Source organism: Bacillus sp. FSL K6-2944, assembly GCF_038005385.1.
GTDB classification, from domain to species: domain Bacteria; phylum Bacillota; class Bacilli; order Bacillales; family Bacillaceae_G; genus Bacillus_A; species Bacillus_A cereus.
Genome location: NZ_JBBOTE010000001.1, coordinates 1020797 through 1036654 on the forward strand (window position 1 = coordinate 1020797; position 15858 = coordinate 1036654).

The window sequence follows — 15858 nt, forward strand, 5'->3', positions numbered from 1 at the left end:
TAGAATCGTTTGTTAACAAAAATTCTGCTTCCAACATTGGATAGAATAACAATAATAAAATGATTGATATAAAGAAAGGGCTGAAGGAATTCGGTTCTTTTTTTATTTATAGAATTTAGAAATTTCTTAATGTTATAATTGTAGTTGGTGATGAGAATGAACTTTGAAGAAAAAGAGATGCGTCGTTTAGAAGCATTAAAAGAAATTGCTGAATTATTAAATGAAGCAACAAACTTACAGGATATGTTAGAAAAAGTGTTGCATACATTGTTACAAGTAATGAATTTACAAACAGGGTGGATATTCTTTATTGATGAAAGTGGAAAGCACAGCATGCTTGTAGACGAAAATTTACCAGAGGCTCTTACGTGGCAAAAGAAGAAGCCGATGTGTGAAGGAAACTGTTGGTGTGTAGAACGTTTTGTGAATGGGAGATTGGAAAAAGCGACTAATATTATTGAATGTAAGCGAATAGAAGATGCAATTGAATGTAATTGGGGAGAGACAGAAGATGTTACACATCATGCGACAATTCCGCTTAGGTCTGGATCAGAAAAATTTGGTCTACTAAATGTGGCTGCACCTCATAAGACTCATTTTTCTGAGGAAGAGTTAGCGTTATTAGAATCAATTGCATTTCAAATTGGAACGACAATACAACGTATTCAATTAGTTGAGAAAGAACGTAAATATGTAGTGGTAGCGGAAAGAAATCGACTTGCACGTGATTTACATGATTCAGTAAAACAATTGTTATTTTCTATTATGCTAACAGCGAAAGGTACTCTGAATATGACGCAAGATAGAGAATTGCAAGAGATGTTAAGTTATATTGGGGAATTATCACAAGAAGCATTACAAGAGATGACGCTATTAATTTGGCAATTAAGACCTGAAGGATTGGAGAAAGGATTAGCAGAAGCAATTCAAAATTACGGGAAGTTATTAGGAGTTCAAGTGGAAGTTCGAATTGATGGGATGGTTTCAATTGGGGATGAAATAGAAGAAGTTTTATGGCGTATTAGCCAAGAGGCGCTACATAATTGTAAAAAGCATGCTTCGTGTGAAAAGGTACATATTCTTTTGAAAATAGAAAATAACCAGTTACATTTTTACATAGAAGACAATGGAATAGGATTTATACAAGAACAAGTAAGGGAATCAGCACTTGGCCTGAAAAGTATGAAGGAACGTATTCAGTTAATGAAGGGATCGTTTCAAATTATAACAGAGCTGAAAAAGGGTACAAAAATAGAAATTCAATTGCCGATTTGAAGGGGAGAATAAGGTTGAAGATTAAACTGCTACTAGTTGAGGACCATCATATTGTTCGAAGAGGACTTGTATTCTTTTTGAAAACGAGAGAAGAATTTGAAATTATTGGGGAAGCGGAAAATGGCGAAGAGGCATTACATTTCATGCAAAAAGAAAGACCAGATGTCGTACTAATGGATGTATCGATGCCGAAAATGGATGGAATTGAGGCAACAAAACGTCTAAAGCAATATGATGAGACAATAAAGGTACTTATATTAAGTAGTTTTTCAGAGCAAGATTATGTTATACCAGCACTTGAAGCTGGAGCAGATGGTTATCAATTAAAAGAAGTACAACCTGAGCAACTTGTCGCTTCTATTATTGCAGTACATCAAGGAAATGCGAATTTTCACCCGAAAGTAACACCTGCATTAATGGGGCGTTCTGCAGTAAAGAAGGAAGTAGAAAATCCTTTTTCAATGTTAACGAAAAGAGAGCAAGAGGTACTTCGCGAAATTGCGAAAGGAAGAAGCAACAAGGAGATTGCAGCAGAACTTCATATTACAGAACAAACTGTGAAAACACACGTTTCAAATGTTTTAGCTAAATTGGAAGTGGATGATCGTACGCAAGCTGCATTATACGCAGTGAAACATGGAGAGAATTATTCATAAGCATGAATAATTCTGTTATATCGTATGACAGAATACATAGGAGCAATTAAAATTTATAGTAATCCCTAATATAGGTTTTTCTTCTTTCGATAATTAGGTACAATAAAGTGAAACTCTAATCAGTGGGGGACCATCCCCACTGATGATTAGTTTAACTAATCGGTTTTTACAGGATAAAGCTACGATGGAAGGGGAGGATATGCTATGCCTGGTACAAGAAGTGGGATTGGAAAGATTCAGGCTTCGTTAAATGGTTTATCACCGAAATTGCGAAGTATTGCCGAACATATTTTGAAACATCCACAAGATGTTGTACATAAATCTATTACAGAATTAGCTGAAGTTACGAATAGTTCCGAAGCTACGATATTCCGCTTATGTAAACACCTTGGTTTGCAAGGTTTTCAAGATTTAAAGATTACATTAGCTCGTGAAATTGTACATACACCGATGCAAAATATTCATGAAGAGGTATCAGCAGAAGATAGTATGGTAACTGTTGCTAAAAAAGTTTTTCATTCGCATATTACAGGACTGCAAGATACTTTACATTTGCTTAATGAAACGGCACTTGAGCAGGCTGTACGAGCCTTACAAGAAGCAAGTCGAATTGAGTTTTATGGAAATGGTGGCTCTGGTATTATTGCAATGGATGCGTATCATAAGTTTATGAGAACGGGTATTTCTTGTATCGCTCATACTGATTCGCATTTTCAAATTATGGGAGCAGGTTTACTCTCAGAAAATTCAGTTGTTATTGGTATTTCTCATTCTGGTAGCAATAAAGGATTACTTGAAGCGTTAGAAGTAGCGAAAGCAAGAGGAGCCAAAATTATTGCGATTACGAGCTATAAGAAATCAGCATTAAGTCAACTTGCTGATATAACGTTATATACATCAACACGTGAGACTGAATTCCGCACAGAAGCAAGTTCATCACGATTAGCACAGTTAAGCTTATTAGATACTTTGTATGTAGGGTTGTCGTTGCAGCGACAAGAGGAAACTCTAAAAAATTTACAAAGTATACGTGAAACGATTTCGATGAAGCGAATATAAAAAAAGCTCTTCAAATGAAGAGCTTTCAGACTGTAGACAAACTATTTTTGGAGAGTTCAAATGCTAAAAATAGTTTGTTTCTTATTTTAGGGATAATTTATCCAATGGAATTTATATGTAGTGCTTTCTATACTATAATTTACTATAAGTGAGGAAGATGTCTTATGAAAATATCTGTTTATGTTGCAAGTGCATTTAGCAAGGAGCATAAAGGCGGAAATAAAGCAGGAGTGGTATTTATTGAGAATACAAATACATTGACCACTACTCAAAAAATCGAAATAGCCAAACAACTGGGTTATGCGGAAACCGCATTTATATCAGAATCTGAAATTGCTGATTATAAATTTGAGTATTTTACTCCAAAAGAAGAAGTTGATTTATGTGGTCATGCCACAATTGGCTCTTTCGCGATACTGATGCATTTAAATAAACTTTTCAGGAATCGCTATACGATTGAAACGAACAGCGGTGTTCTTACTATCAATATAAAAGATGACATCATATTCATGGAACAAAATAAACCGAGATTCTATGATGTTGTATCTCCAAACGAGTTCATCGACTGTTTTGATAGTAAAGATATAGACAATAAATACCCAATTCAAATTGTCTCCACTGGCTTAAAAGATATTTTAATTCCTATAAAAAGCGAAATACAATTACATGCACTGCAACCTAATTTTGAAAAAATTAAAGAAATCAGCAAGTATTATAATGTTGTCGGGATGCATTTATATACTTTTAATGACAATCGAATTATATGCAGAAATTTTGCTCCACTATACGACATTAATGAAGAAGCAGCGACTGGAACTTCAAACGGTGCATTAGCTTGCTATCTTTATGAACAGCACTATTTGCAAAAAGAAGTCTATGTATTTGAACAAGGTTATTCTTTACACTCGCCTTCCGAAATATTAGTTAAATTAGCAACCAATAGCAAGAATAAAATAGAAAAAGTTTATGTTGGTGGCAAAGGCTATTACTGTGAAACTAAGTGTTTAAATATAGAAAATATTGAGTGAAGAGCTTTTTTATCGATGAGAAGTTTGTTACTTTATTTTCTTTTAGAAATGTATGACTTACTTATAGTCAGTGATAAACTCTCATTTTTAAAAATTTAAAATAAAGACCGATTTATGTAATAATTCAAATATTGTTCATAATTTCACAAATTGTTTATGAAGTGTCATGTTATGATGAAGATGTAATGATGATTGAACACTTAAATTTGGTACAATAACTAGCCAAAGTAGTGAAGAAAGTAGTTGTGAGATAAACTCATTAAAATGCTAAAACACTAAAGGGGAGATCAGATATGAAAGCAGTAGTGGTTAATAAAAACAGCAAAGCAAACATCGAAGTGATTGAAAAAGAATTACGTCCGTTACACTCAGGTGAAGCGTTAGTAGATGTAGAGTATTGTGGAGTTTGCCACACTGATTTACACGTTGCGAATCATGATTTTGGTAACACTGATGGCCGTATTCTTGGTCATGAGGGTGTAGGTATTGTTACGAAAATAGCTGATGATGTTACTTCACTAAAGATAGGTGACCGTGTAAGTATTGCATGGATGTTCCAATCTTGTGGACGTTGTGAATATTGCGTAACTGGTAGAGAAACATTTTGCCGTGAAGTTAAAAACGCTGGTTATTCAGTGGATGGTGGTATGGCTGAACAATGTATCGTTACAGCTGATTATGCGGTAAAAGTACCAGAAGGATTAGATCCTGCTCAAGCATCATCAATTACTTGTGCTGGTGTAACTACATATAAAGCTATTAAAGTATCAGATATTAAACCTAGTCAACCTATTGTAATCTATGGCTGCGGTGGATTAGGTAACTTAGCTATCCAATATGCTAAAAATGTATTTGGTGCAAAGGTAATCGCAGTAGACATTAATGACGATAAATTAGCCTTAGCGAAAGAAGTTGGTGCTGATATGACTATCAATCCAATTTCTCAAGGTCCTGCTGATAAAATTGTGCAAGAGAAGTTTGGTGGCGCTTATGCTGCGGTAGTAACAGCAGTCTCTAAAGTAGCCTTTAACTCAGCAGTTGATGCAGTACGTGCTTGCGGTAAAGTAGTTGCAGTAGGGCTACCAGTAGAAACAATGGACTTAAACATCCCACGACTTGTACTGGATGGAATTGAAGTAGTTGGTTCTCTAGTTGGTACTCGTAAAGATTTGGAAGAGGCGTTTATGTTTGGGGCAGAAGGAAAAGTAGTGCCGGTTGTTCAAACTTGTTCGCTAGATAAAGTACAAAATGTATTCGAAGAAATGGAACAAGGTAGAATTCAAGGGCGTATGGTAATTGATTTTAAAAAACATAATTGTGATTGCAAATAATTCACTTTAAATATAAAAAACATGAGTCTAGCAAAGGACATGTAAAAAAGTTAGACAGCATAAGAAGATGATCCCTGTATTTAATAGGGATCATCTTCTTTATTTTCTACTAATATCGATGCCAATTAATACTTCATTAATGAGAAATGATTAAAGGTTTACTTTATTTGCAAACGAAAAGGAATCTTTATGTTTAACAAATTTTTTATGATCTGGAACGTTTTGAATTGCTACAATTTGCGAATCTCTTGCTTTCAGTGCATCTTGAATCCCGATGGTCATAAGCTTAATAAATAGAATCGTAATAAAGAATGAAGCGAGAGTATAAAAAATAATCCACCATGAAAGATTCATTTCATTACGATTTAATCCAATAAGACCTGCCCAATCATTAGATAGAGAAACAGGTTTGAGCACTCCGTCATAGAGTTCACGCATTTGTATGCCGCCAATTACAATGTTAAGCAACGCTAAATGGATAACGAGTATGAGTGTTTGGACGATATGTTCCATAAATAATACAAATAAGCGGTCAAGTAATAAGACTCGTAAGTGTTTTTTTATAATATGAAAACGACTAGCCCCCAGTAATTGTGAACTTAAGATGTAATCTTGTTTCATAAATTCATCAACCTCTGAGGATATGTATAAAGAAAGTGTAGGCAGAGCGACGAAAATAAGTACGAGTACTTGATAAAACGTAAATGAAATATTTGGATCTACCCCATCAGCATTTGATGTGATTATAATATTAACGGGCGTGATGAGTATGAATGCGATAAATAGAGTTGGAATGTAATAAAAAACTTCTGAGCATGACTGGAAAAATCTCTTGAGTTTTGGAGCAAATAAACTTAAGAGGATTCCTATACATGTTCCGCATAAAATTCGAAAGAAGCTAATTGCCATGGCTAATAAAATAGTGAATTTTGCTCCTTCTACAATTTGTAAGAAAACAGACTCTCCAAAACGATCAGATCCAAAAGGTGGAATTAACGATGGCGGAAAGGGGGCCTTTCCAAGTAATTCGTTATTGTCATTGTAAAGTAACTGAGGAGGTTTTGGGATGTTATCTTTAAAGAACCAACTATAAATAAAACTAGCTGAAATAAGTATGAATAGATAAGTAAAGCCGATTAAAAAGCGTTTTGATTTCCAAATAGATTTCATAATGATACTCCTTTCAATTGCTTTTTCCATCTATTCATCATGAATGAGACTATTTGGAAAATGGCATAAAATGGTAAAAAAATCATAACAAGTATGATAAATGCAGCTGGAGGTGAAACAAACGCCTTATTAAATAAAAATTGAATAATGCCTTCCATATTAAAAACAAATTCTAAAATGAATAAATTAGAAAGTAAGAAAACAAAAATCGTTTTTAAATGGTGGAAGAAGTGGATAGATATATTTTTGAATAAATGAATGCATAGTATATAACTTGATGAAAGGCCTTTTCCATATGCAACCTCTACGTAATGTTTTCCTTGCTCTTCTTTTATGTATAACACCATCATCCGAAACATTTGTAATGTAGGTAAGACAGCTAATGATAAAATAGGGAGTAAATAAGCTCGATTTTCATTAAAGGAAATAATAGTGACAGGAGATTCCCCAAATTTCTGAAGTACCCATATGAAAAAAATTTGCAAACAAATCATCATCATCATATCAGGGACAGCTTCTAATATGAACACAATTCGGTTTATCCATTTTTTTATATAATCTTTTGCTAAAAAATAAAAAAATGCCATGCTAGATGATAAAAAGAGAGCAAGAAAAAAGGCTAAAAATAATATAGTAAATGAATATAGGTAAGGTTCTAAAACAGTTGGAAATAATGGTGTTTTTTTGAAATGGCCAAACTTCGGGTCTGATCCTATAATCACTAATGATTCAGGGGAAAAAACCTGTTTTAACATAGTAACGGTCTGATTAAAAAAATAAATTGGTTGAAAGGTAAATCCTTGTTGAGTGATAAATAAATAAGGTAAATTTAATAATAGTAAGAGTGATAAAAGAATTGATGAAAGCTTAATTGTGAATTGAGATATTTTATTTAACATTAAATCCCTCCGACATCTTTTTACAACATTATACAATAAATTTCGTGTTATTGTTTTTATTTTTCTGAAAAATAAAAATACTTTTCGGTTTTATAGTATGCAAGATATATTTACAAGATAAAAAAGTGATAGTAGGGGGCCACGCTCTATGTTTATCAAGATAAAAGACTAGTGAACCTAAAACAATAAATATGAGTAAAATGCACAGAATTCTCATTCTGCGGTTAGTTACTTTTCTTGGCTTGATGGTGATGTTACGTGACCGCTAAAAATGAATATTGCTTTTCAACTTTTTCTTCAAGCAAATAAGTAGAACGTATGGAGGATTATGTATGTGTTGTTAATGAGAGGAAAGAGTGTATTGCGTAACGAATATAACGTAATTTTACCGCATGGAAAAGCTAAATTTAGTATATAAGTGAAATGGAATGAGGGGATTTATTTTTGGTATGAAAAAAATTTTCTTTTTATAACTTGATAAATGAAAAAATATTTTATATACTAATTCATGTAAACGGTTTACTAAATCGTATTTTGCTAGTAATGAAGGGAAGATTCGCATGGAAACAAGGGGGAGAGTAATCGGGATTGATATCGGTACCACAAGTACAAAAACGGTTGTGTTCACAGAAAAAGGAAAAGTCATTGCATCACATGCAATCGATTACCCAATTATTCAACCGAATGTAGGATGGGCTGAGCAAGATCCTGATGTAATATGTGCCGCTGTATACAAAAGTGTAAGCGTTGCCATTGGAAAAGGTAATGTATTACCAGAAGATATTTCTTCAATCGGTATTAGTACAGCTATGCACGCATTAATTGCAGTAGATGAAAATGGTGCGCCATTAACGCGTTCTATCATTTGGGCAGATAATCGAAGTACGAAGCAATCAGAAAAATTATTACAACAAATGAATGGGCATGAAATTTATAGACGTACAGGTACACCGATTCATCCGATGTCACCACTTTCTAAATTGTTATGGATGAAAGAAGAGGAACCAGAGTTATATACAAGTGCCTATAAATTCATTTCCATTAAAGAGTATGTGATTTACCAATTATTTTCACGCTACGTAGTTGATTATTCGATTGCTTCTGCTACAGGGTTATTTAATTTAGAAACATTAAACTGGGATGAAGATGTTTTAACTATGTTACATATGTCACCAGAACAATTATCAACCCCTGTACCAACTACATATATTTTATCAGGTATGAAGCCAGAGTTAGCACAGAAGATGGGGATAAGTGCAGAAACACCAATTGTCATCGGAGCAAGTGATGGGGTTCTTGCAAATGTAGGAGTTGGTGCGATATCACCGGGTGCGGCTGCAATTACGATTGGAACGAGTGGTGCGGTTCGAACAATCTCATCAAATATAAATACAGATGAGAAAGGGAGAACGTTTTGTTACGCATTAACAGATGAGCACTGGGTAATCGGTGGTCCAACGAATAACGGCGGAATATTACTGAGATGGTTACGTGATGAATTTGGTAGTCCAGAGCAAGAAGTAGCAAGAAAGCTCGGCATTGATCCTTATGATTTATTAATTAAATATGCAGAAAGCGTACCAGCTGGAGCGGATGGGCTATTGTTCTTACCTTTCTTATCTGGAGAACGCGCACCTTACTGGAATGCAAATGCTCGTGGTACATTCTTTGGAATCAATCTTCAACATAAGCGAGAACATTTTATACGTGCAGTGATGGAAGGTGTTTGTATGAGTGTATATTCAGTAGCACTCGCAATCAGGGATTGTACAGGGCCACTTACTGAAATACGAGTTTCAGGAGGGTTTGCAAAATCTGCATTTTGGAGACAAATGTTGTCCGATATGATGGGAAAAGAATTGCTTGTACCTGAAAGTCATGAAGCATCTGCGCTTGGGGCAGCGGCAGTTGCTTTATATGCTGTAGGAAAAATTGATTCTCTTGAAGAGGTAAAGGATTGGATTGATATTGTCCATCACCATGTACCGAATAAAGAAAATACGGCTATATATTTAGAAATGTTTTATATGTATGAACGACTTTACAATCGCTTGAAAGAAGAATTTGATTGTATAGCTGCTTTCCAACGTAAACAATAGGGGGATTGGGAGAAATGGTAGTTGGGATCGTACTAGCGGCAGTTGTCATACTACTTTTACTTATTACGGTAGTAAAATGGCATCCATTTGTCGCATTAATTTTAACAGCAATTGGTGTAGGATTAGCAATGGGAATGCCTTTAATTGGAACTTCACCAAAAGATCCAGGGATTATTGATTCTATTAAACTAGGGCTTGGTAATACATTAGGGTTTTTAGCAATAGTTTTAGCACTAGGAACGATGCTTGGAAAAATGATGGCCGAATCTGGTGGTGCTGAACGTATCGCTAACACATTAATTAATCGTTTTGGGAAGAAACGAGTTCACTGGGCGATGATGTTCGTTGCATTTTTAGTAGGGATTCCGGTATTTTTCCAAGTTGGATTTGTACTATTAATTCCGTTAGTATTTACAATTGCGTTAGAAACTGGGGTATCACTTATTACAATTGGTATTCCGCTAGTAGCAGGACTGTCAGTCGTACACGGACTTGTTCCACCGCATCCAGCGGCAATGGCGGCAGTTGGTATTTTTAAAGCAGATGTAGGGAAGACAATTTTATATGCGTTAATTGTCGGACTTCCAACTGCAATTATTTCAGGTCCACTTTACGGGAAATGGATTGGTGCTCGTATACATAAGGAAGTACCATTAGATATAGCGGAGCAATTTGTTGAAAAAGATAATAAAAAAGAGCTTCCTAGCTTTTGGAATACATTGTTTACAATTTTACTTCCAGTATTTCTTATGCTTGGTGCATCAATAGCAGAAGTTGCATTAAATAAAACGAGTCAACTAGCACAAGTATTACACTTTATTGGAGATCCGATTGTGGCTTTATTAATTGCAACCATTTACTCTTTCTTTAGTCTTGGATATGCAAAAGGTTTCTCAAAAGATAAAGTGTTACAATTTACAAATGATTGCCTTGGACCTATTGCAAACATATTGTTAGTGATTGGTGCAGGCGGCGCATTTAATAAAGTATTATTAGATTCTGGAATTGGAACGACAATTGCAGATATGGCGAAAGAATCACATATTTCACCGATATTATTAGGGTGGGGAATTGCGGCACTAATCCGAATTGCAACTGGATCGGCAACTGTTTCTATGATGACAGCAGCTGGTATTGTTGCGCCGATTGCAGCAAGCACACCAGGTGTAAATGTTGAATTATTAGCACTTGCAACTGGTGCAGGGTCATTAATTTTATCACACGTGAATGATTCAGGATTTTGGATGATTAAAGAGTATTTCGGAATGACTGTGAAAGAAACATTATTAACATGGACTGCAATGGAGACTATATTATCTGTAGTAGCACTTGGGCTAATTTCGATATTAAATATATTTGTATAGAATAGGAGATTGATTAATATGAAACTAGGTTTAATTGGATTAGGAAAAATGGGATTTCCATTAGCTGAACACTTATATGAAGACAAGCATGAAGTAGTTGTATACGATGTAAATAAAGAGCTTGTTGAAAAGGCAGGAAAACTAGGAATTACTGCACGTCATACATTAAAAGAAATGATTGCTGAACTAGAAGCTCCTCGTACAATTTGGGTAATGGTGCCTGCAGGAGAAGTTGTAGAGTCAGTACTAAAAGATGTATATCCATTATTAGATGAAGGTGATATCGTTATTGAAGGCGGAAATTCATTCTATAAAGATACGTTACGCCGTGCTGAAGAAGCAAAAAGCTTCGGATTACATTATGTAGATATCGGTACATCAGGCGGTGTAGAAGGAGCTAGATACGGTGCTTGCTTAATGGTTGGTGGAGAAAAAGAAATTTACGACCAATTAGAACCTTTATTTAAAGATTTAGCAGTAGAAAATGGCTATTCTTATGCTGGCCATGTTGGTAGTGGTCATTTCTTGAAAATGGTTCATAACGGTATTGAGTACGGCATGATGCAAGCAATCGCTGAAGGATTTGAAGTACTAGATAAGAGTGACTTTGATTTCAATTATGAAGATGTTGCAAAAGTATGGGCTAACGGATCAGTTATCCGTGGTTGGTTAATGGACTTAACTGAAAAAGCATTTGCAGAAGATCCGAAACTAGATGGCATTAAAGGTGTAATGAACTCTTCAGGAGAAGGAAAATGGACTGTCGAAACTGCACTTGAACTTCAAGCTGCAGCACCAGTAATCGCTATGTCATTATTTATGCGCTATCGTTCTCAGGAAGATGATACATTCCATGGAAAAGTAGTTTCAGCATTACGTAATCAGTTCGGTGGACATGAAGTTGTGAAAAAATAAGGATGTTTTTAAAAAGAAACTTGTGTATAAGCGCAAGTTTCTTTTTTATAGTTTAAGAAATTACTAATTTAAAAATACCAATCAATCATCGTTTTTTTGTCACAAATGATAGCTTCAACGTTCATTGAATGAACAATATATTCTATATTTTCTTCTTTAGCTAATAATAAGGTTGTAAAGGAATCGTATATACTCATAAACGCATACTCATTATCTTCGCCAGTAATAATTAACTCATTATTGCTAATGTCCCAAATATCTAATGGAGTAGTATTATTTACCTGTAATAATCCGTTTGTATCAAGAATTGGTTCAGAGAAATATAGATTTTTTGCACCTTTAGAACCGAGGAGTTTAAGTAATTTGTGTAATAAAAATATAGACGTATAATCTTCTGTTGGATAATAAAGATCTTTTTTTAAGTTTGAATGTAGCTTTTCAGCTAAATCCTCTCTTTTATATTCTTCTGAAAGGGTACTAATGGAAGTCAACATGGCCATTGCTAGGTCTGCGTATGAATGTAATCCACTACAAGACATCATTTCCTTCCAAGAAACGGATTTCCCATTATAAATGATTTCTTCAGCGCTAGGATAGATGTGCTCATATGGTCTTTTTCTCACAGACTTTTCCCATCCTAAAGGCATTTGGATAAAAGGATGTAGCAATATAGCTGCAGATTTAAAGTTTCTTGGTAGTTGTTCTAAAATTGGTGATTTGTCATCTAGCCAAATGTAATCCAACAAAATATAACCTCCTCTTAGACTTTGAAATGTACGGATTCCCGTATTATGTTTTTTGTATTGATTGTATCAAATATAAAGCGAAGCATGAAATATGTCCCAACATAAAAGTAAGAATAAATAAAATGAAGTTTTCATAAATAGTAAAAGGGTGCTTATGTCATCAGTATAGCTAAGAAATGTTGTTACATATGAGAAGAGCGTGTTAATAAAATATGAGGTGGTTAAATGGGAAATGAGCAAGTGAAGTCTGTAAAGGAAGAAAAAAAGTTATGTCTTTGTATGATCGTTAAAAATGAGTCTAGAATTATGGAAAGATGTTTAAATGCAACAAAATCAATTGTAGACTTTGTTTCTATTTGTGATACTGGATCGACGGATAATACGCCTGAAATTATTGAAAATTGGTGTAAGGAAAATGAGATACCTGGGACGGTTCATCATGAGCCGTTTAAAAACTTTGGTTATAACAGAAGCTTAGCTGTTTCGTTAGCGCAAAAAACATACCCAGAAGCAGATTATTTATTAATATTAGATGCGGATATGATTTTAGAGGTTGATCCGAATTTCGATAAAACGAGCTTAACGGAAGATCATTATCTTACATTACAATATGATGTTCATATTAAATATTGGCTTACACGTCTTTTAAAAGCTTCTTTACCATGGAAATCTGTCGGTGTTACTCATGAGTATTGGGATATAGATCGTTCAAAAGTTGGAGCGAATTACAATACGAGGGTAGCTCGGTTAGAGACTCTTGTCGTGAATGATCCCGGAGATGGCGGGAGCAAAGCTGATAAATTTGAAAGAGATGAGAGGTTGTTGTTACAGGGAATAAACGACCCAGAAACAACACCAGATTTGCATATAAGATATTTATTTTATTTAGCTCAGACTTATTTTCATTTAAGTCAATTTGAGAATTCAATTAAATGGTATAAAAAACGTGTGGAAGCAGGAGGATGGGTTGAAGAGGTATTCTATTCGTTATTGCGAATAGGATTTTGTTATGAGCAGTTAGCAAATCGTTCAGCAAATAAACAAAATGAAGTGACAGATGCTGATGAAAAAGAAACTGTTAAAGGGCAAGAAGAGCAATATTTAGCGTTAGCTGTTTTTTATTTTCAAAAAGCTTGGGAATATAGACCAACCCGGGCTGAACCATTATACCAACTTGCAAGGTTGTATCGATTACGATCTCAAAACAATATTGCTTTGATGTATGCTCTGCAAGGGAAGGAAATTCCTTTTCCAAAGGATGATCTACTATTTGTAGATTATCATGTGTATGATTACTTATTTGACTATGAAATTTCTATTAGTGCTTTCTATATACCTCATAAAAAACATTTAGGGGCGGTGTCGCAAAAGTATTTGGAATCGATAAAAGAAAAGATTCCATTTCATATAGCAAATATAGTAGAGAATAATGCGAAATTTTATTAAATACATTTTCGATTAAAGGAGTAGTGGAGTAATCATGGAATTAATACGATGGGCGATTGAACTAGGAGAATCGGTGCATGGAAATACGTATGAAGAATTGATGCCACTACTAGACTATTATTATGATCGTGATCATTTAAAAGCGTATTGTATCGCAAATCTTCTTTTAAACATGGATGTATTAGATGAGGACCGGGAAAGAATCGAATTAAGAAGATGCATAGCTGCTTATTATGCTGGATTATATAAAGTAGCAAGAAAACATGCAAATGAGTTGGTACTTAAACATCCGGATGTAGATCTATATAAAAATAATTTAAGATTAATGGAAGTTTATTTGAATAAAGAATATGATTATTGTCTTTTTATATGCCCAAAGACATACGGTAGTTTCATAGATGTTGCGCGAGCTTTAAAGTGGAGGTTGGAGCAGGAGGGAAATACAGTAATTATATCAGAAACAATACTGGAAAATGTAAAGAATACAGTTGTTTTTGGAGCACATACATATGCATATAACCCGAACCTTCTTCCGAAAGATGCAATTGTTTATAATTTAGAACAGCTATACGAAGGAAGTCCATATGCGCATCCCCTTTATTTAATATTATTAAAAGATAGAGTGATTTGGGATTATAGTAAACAAAATATAGAATGGCTTAAACAAAAAGGGGTAGGAAAAGAAATAAAACATGTAGAAATGAACTATGCTCCAACTTTGGAAATAAAAAAAGATGCGTTTGAAGATGAAATTATTGAAGATATTGATATTCTGTTTATAGGTGCTCTTAATCCGAGGCGACAAGCTATTTTTGATCATCTAAAAGCGATTGCCCCGAATTTAAATATAGTTTTTAAAAATAATGCGTGGGGAATTGTTAGAAATGAATTGATTGCTAGAGCTAAAATTATATTAAATATTCATTTTTATTTATCAGGAATTCTTGAAACACCTCGCGTGTCTTATGCAGTCGCAAATAAGAAATTTATTATTTCCGAAAATAGTAATCCAGAAGATGAGGTAGAGTGGCCAGGAATTGTGTTTACTCCGTACGAAAAAATAATTGAAAACGTAATGAAATATATAGAATTACCAGAAGAACGGAAAAGATTAGCGGAAAAAGCATATAATCATTTTGAAGCTAATGAAAGTTTAGGTACATTGAGCATGAGAGATGAAACAAAGTAATTGTACAAAACTCATACGAAAGTATGAGTTCTTTTTTGTTTATCATACTATTTTATGAAACAAGTTAACTCTTTATATTGTGTTTTGTATAGAAATTTCTGATAATATATAAGTAGAACTTGAAAACAAAGGGGAGAAATAATCATGAAACTAGTCGTTATTAACGGTACACCAAGAAAATTTGGTCGAACTCGTGTGGTGGCAAAATATATTGCGGATCAATTTGAAGGGGAATTATATGATTTAGCAATTGAGGAGTTACCTTTATACAATGGAGAAGAGTCACAACGTGATTTAGAGGCAGTAAAAAAATTAAAAACGTTAGTGAAAGCTGCGGATGGGGTTGTATTATGTACACCAGAATATCATAATGCGATGAGCGGTGCGCTGAAAAACTCTTTAGATTACTTAAGTAGTAGTGAATTTATTCATAAACCAGTTGCATTGTTAGCGGTTGCTGGTGGCGGTAAAGGTGGAATAAATGCATTAAACAGCATGCGAACGGTCGCTAGAGGTGTTTATGCAAATGCAATTCCAAAACAAGTTGTGCTTGATGGATTACATGTGCAAGATGGTGAACTTGGAGAAGATGCAAAACCATTAATTCATGATGTAGTTAAAGAATTAAAAGCATATATGAGCGTATATAAAGAGGTGAAAAAACAACTAGGAGTGGAATGA

Annotated in this window: 14 protein-coding genes; 11 read left to right on the forward strand and 3 right to left on the reverse strand. The window is 34.3% G+C overall.

Going from position 1 to position 15858, the window contains the following annotated elements; translation table 11 throughout:
* The first annotated feature begins 177 nt into the window (after window positions 1-177).
* The 5 genes from casK (at window position 178) to adhP (ending at window position 5349) form a co-directional block, all read left to right on the forward strand.
* Window positions 178-1275, forward strand: coding sequence for a two-component system sensor histidine kinase CasK (gene casK, locus MHH55_RS05340; protein ID WP_170879395.1), 1098 nt, complete (start codon window positions 178-180; stop codon window positions 1273-1275).
* A 14-nt stretch (window positions 1276-1289) separates the two neighbouring features.
* Window positions 1290-1931, forward strand: a complete 642-nt coding sequence (gene casR / locus MHH55_RS05345) for a two-component system response regulator CasR (RefSeq protein WP_000694623.1) — start codon at window positions 1290-1292, stop codon at window positions 1929-1931.
* Between the two features lie 204 nt (window positions 1932-2135).
* Window positions 2136-2990, forward strand: a complete 855-nt coding sequence (locus tag MHH55_RS05350) for a MurR/RpiR family transcriptional regulator (RefSeq protein WP_001119642.1) — start codon at window positions 2136-2138, stop codon at window positions 2988-2990.
* A 164-nt stretch (window positions 2991-3154) separates the two neighbouring features.
* Window positions 3155-4018, forward strand: a complete 864-nt coding sequence (locus tag MHH55_RS05355) for a PhzF family phenazine biosynthesis protein (RefSeq protein WP_074553984.1) — start codon at window positions 3155-3157, stop codon at window positions 4016-4018.
* 293 nt (window positions 4019-4311) lie between these two features.
* Window positions 4312-5349, forward strand: a complete 1038-nt coding sequence (gene adhP / locus MHH55_RS05360; protein WP_000649120.1) for an alcohol dehydrogenase AdhP — start codon at window positions 4312-4314, stop codon at window positions 5347-5349.
* Between the two features lie 150 nt (window positions 5350-5499).
* Here the strand turns inward: adhP and MHH55_RS05365 are convergent, their stop codons facing one another.
* Together MHH55_RS05365 and MHH55_RS05370 are read right to left on the reverse strand one after the other, a co-directional pair.
* Entirely contained in the window at window positions 5500-6519 is a 1020-nt protein-coding gene (locus MHH55_RS05365; RefSeq protein ID WP_000836565.1) for an ABC transporter permease, read from the reverse strand.
* Window positions 6516-7418 (reverse strand): ABC transporter permease subunit, encoded by a 903-nt coding sequence (locus MHH55_RS05370; RefSeq protein WP_074553981.1) that lies wholly within the window; start codon window positions 7416-7418, stop codon window positions 6516-6518. Before MHH55_RS05370 ends, MHH55_RS05365 begins: the two co-directional genes overlap by 4 nt.
* A 560-nt stretch (window positions 7419-7978) precedes the next feature.
* On the opposite strand from MHH55_RS05370, the gene gntK reads away from it, so the two are divergent.
* From gntK to gnd, 3 genes are read left to right on the forward strand one after another with little or no spacing between them, the layout of a single operon-like run.
* Window positions 7979-9517 (forward strand): gluconokinase, encoded by a 1539-nt coding sequence (gntK, locus tag MHH55_RS05375; protein WP_016117742.1) that lies wholly within the window; start codon window positions 7979-7981, stop codon window positions 9515-9517.
* 14 nt (window positions 9518-9531) lie between these two features.
* Window positions 9532-10881 carry a GntP family permease gene (locus MHH55_RS05380; protein WP_000260208.1) on the forward strand — a complete coding sequence of 450 codons (1350 nt, stop codon included), beginning with the start codon at window positions 9532-9534 and terminating at the stop codon, window positions 10879-10881.
* A gap of 18 nt (window positions 10882-10899) precedes the next feature.
* Window positions 10900-11796 carry a phosphogluconate dehydrogenase (NAD(+)-dependent, decarboxylating) gene (gnd, locus tag MHH55_RS05385; protein ID WP_074553979.1) on the forward strand — a complete coding sequence of 299 codons (897 nt, stop codon included), beginning with the start codon at window positions 10900-10902 and terminating at the stop codon, window positions 11794-11796.
* A 68-nt stretch (window positions 11797-11864) separates the two neighbouring features.
* On the opposite strand, the gene MHH55_RS05390 is transcribed toward gnd, so the two are convergent.
* Entirely contained in the window at window positions 11865-12542 is a 678-nt protein-coding gene (locus MHH55_RS05390; protein ID WP_078186544.1) for a DUF2711 domain-containing protein, read from the reverse strand.
* Between the two features lie 225 nt (window positions 12543-12767).
* On the opposite strand from MHH55_RS05390, the gene MHH55_RS05395 reads away from it, so the two are divergent.
* From MHH55_RS05395 to MHH55_RS05405, 3 genes are all read left to right on the forward strand, one after another.
* The gene (locus MHH55_RS05395) at window positions 12768-13988 is read left to right on the forward strand and encodes a glycosyltransferase (protein ID WP_000526219.1); all 1221 of its coding nucleotides are present in this window, start codon (window positions 12768-12770) and stop codon (window positions 13986-13988) included.
* 34 nt (window positions 13989-14022) lie between these two features.
* Complete coding sequence (locus tag MHH55_RS05400) at window positions 14023-15177, forward strand: hypothetical protein (RefSeq protein ID WP_000420431.1); 1155 nt, start codon at window positions 14023-14025, stop codon at window positions 15175-15177.
* A 144-nt stretch (window positions 15178-15321) separates the two neighbouring features.
* Window positions 15322-15858 carry an NADPH-dependent FMN reductase gene (locus tag MHH55_RS05405; RefSeq protein WP_000780355.1) on the forward strand — a complete coding sequence of 179 codons (537 nt, stop codon included), beginning with the start codon at window positions 15322-15324 and terminating at the stop codon, window positions 15856-15858.

Excerpts from the sequence above, each read along its gene's own strand:
- MHH55_RS05405 (WP_000780355.1), top strand. The coding sequence starts at position 15,322 with ATGAAACTAGTCGTTATTAACGGTACACCAAGAAAATTTGGTCGAACT.
- MHH55_RS05400 (WP_000420431.1), top strand. The coding sequence starts at position 14,023 with ATGGAATTAATACGATGGGCGATTGAACTAGGAGAATCGGTGCATGGA.
- adhP (WP_000649120.1), top strand. The coding sequence starts at position 4,312 with ATGAAAGCAGTAGTGGTTAATAAAAACAGCAAAGCAAACATCGAAGTG.
- MHH55_RS05380 (WP_000260208.1), top strand. The coding sequence starts at position 9,532 with ATGGTAGTTGGGATCGTACTAGCGGCAGTTGTCATACTACTTTTACTT.
- MHH55_RS05350 (WP_001119642.1), top strand. The coding sequence starts at position 2,136 with ATGCCTGGTACAAGAAGTGGGATTGGAAAGATTCAGGCTTCGTTAAAT.
- MHH55_RS05395 (WP_000526219.1), top strand. The coding sequence starts at position 12,768 with ATGGGAAATGAGCAAGTGAAGTCTGTAAAGGAAGAAAAAAAGTTATGT.
- MHH55_RS05365 (WP_000836565.1), bottom strand. The coding sequence starts at position 6,519 with ATGAAATCTATTTGGAAATCAAAACGCTTTTTAATCGGCTTTACTTAT.
- casK (WP_170879395.1), top strand. The coding sequence starts at position 178 with ATGCGTCGTTTAGAAGCATTAAAAGAAATTGCTGAATTATTAAATGAA.
- MHH55_RS05370 (WP_074553981.1), bottom strand. The coding sequence starts at position 7,418 with ATGTTAAATAAAATATCTCAATTCACAATTAAGCTTTCATCAATTCTT.
- gnd (WP_074553979.1), top strand. The coding sequence starts at position 10,900 with ATGAAACTAGGTTTAATTGGATTAGGAAAAATGGGATTTCCATTAGCT.
- gntK (WP_016117742.1), top strand. The coding sequence starts at position 7,979 with ATGGAAACAAGGGGGAGAGTAATCGGGATTGATATCGGTACCACAAGT.
- MHH55_RS05355 (WP_074553984.1), top strand. The coding sequence starts at position 3,155 with ATGAAAATATCTGTTTATGTTGCAAGTGCATTTAGCAAGGAGCATAAA.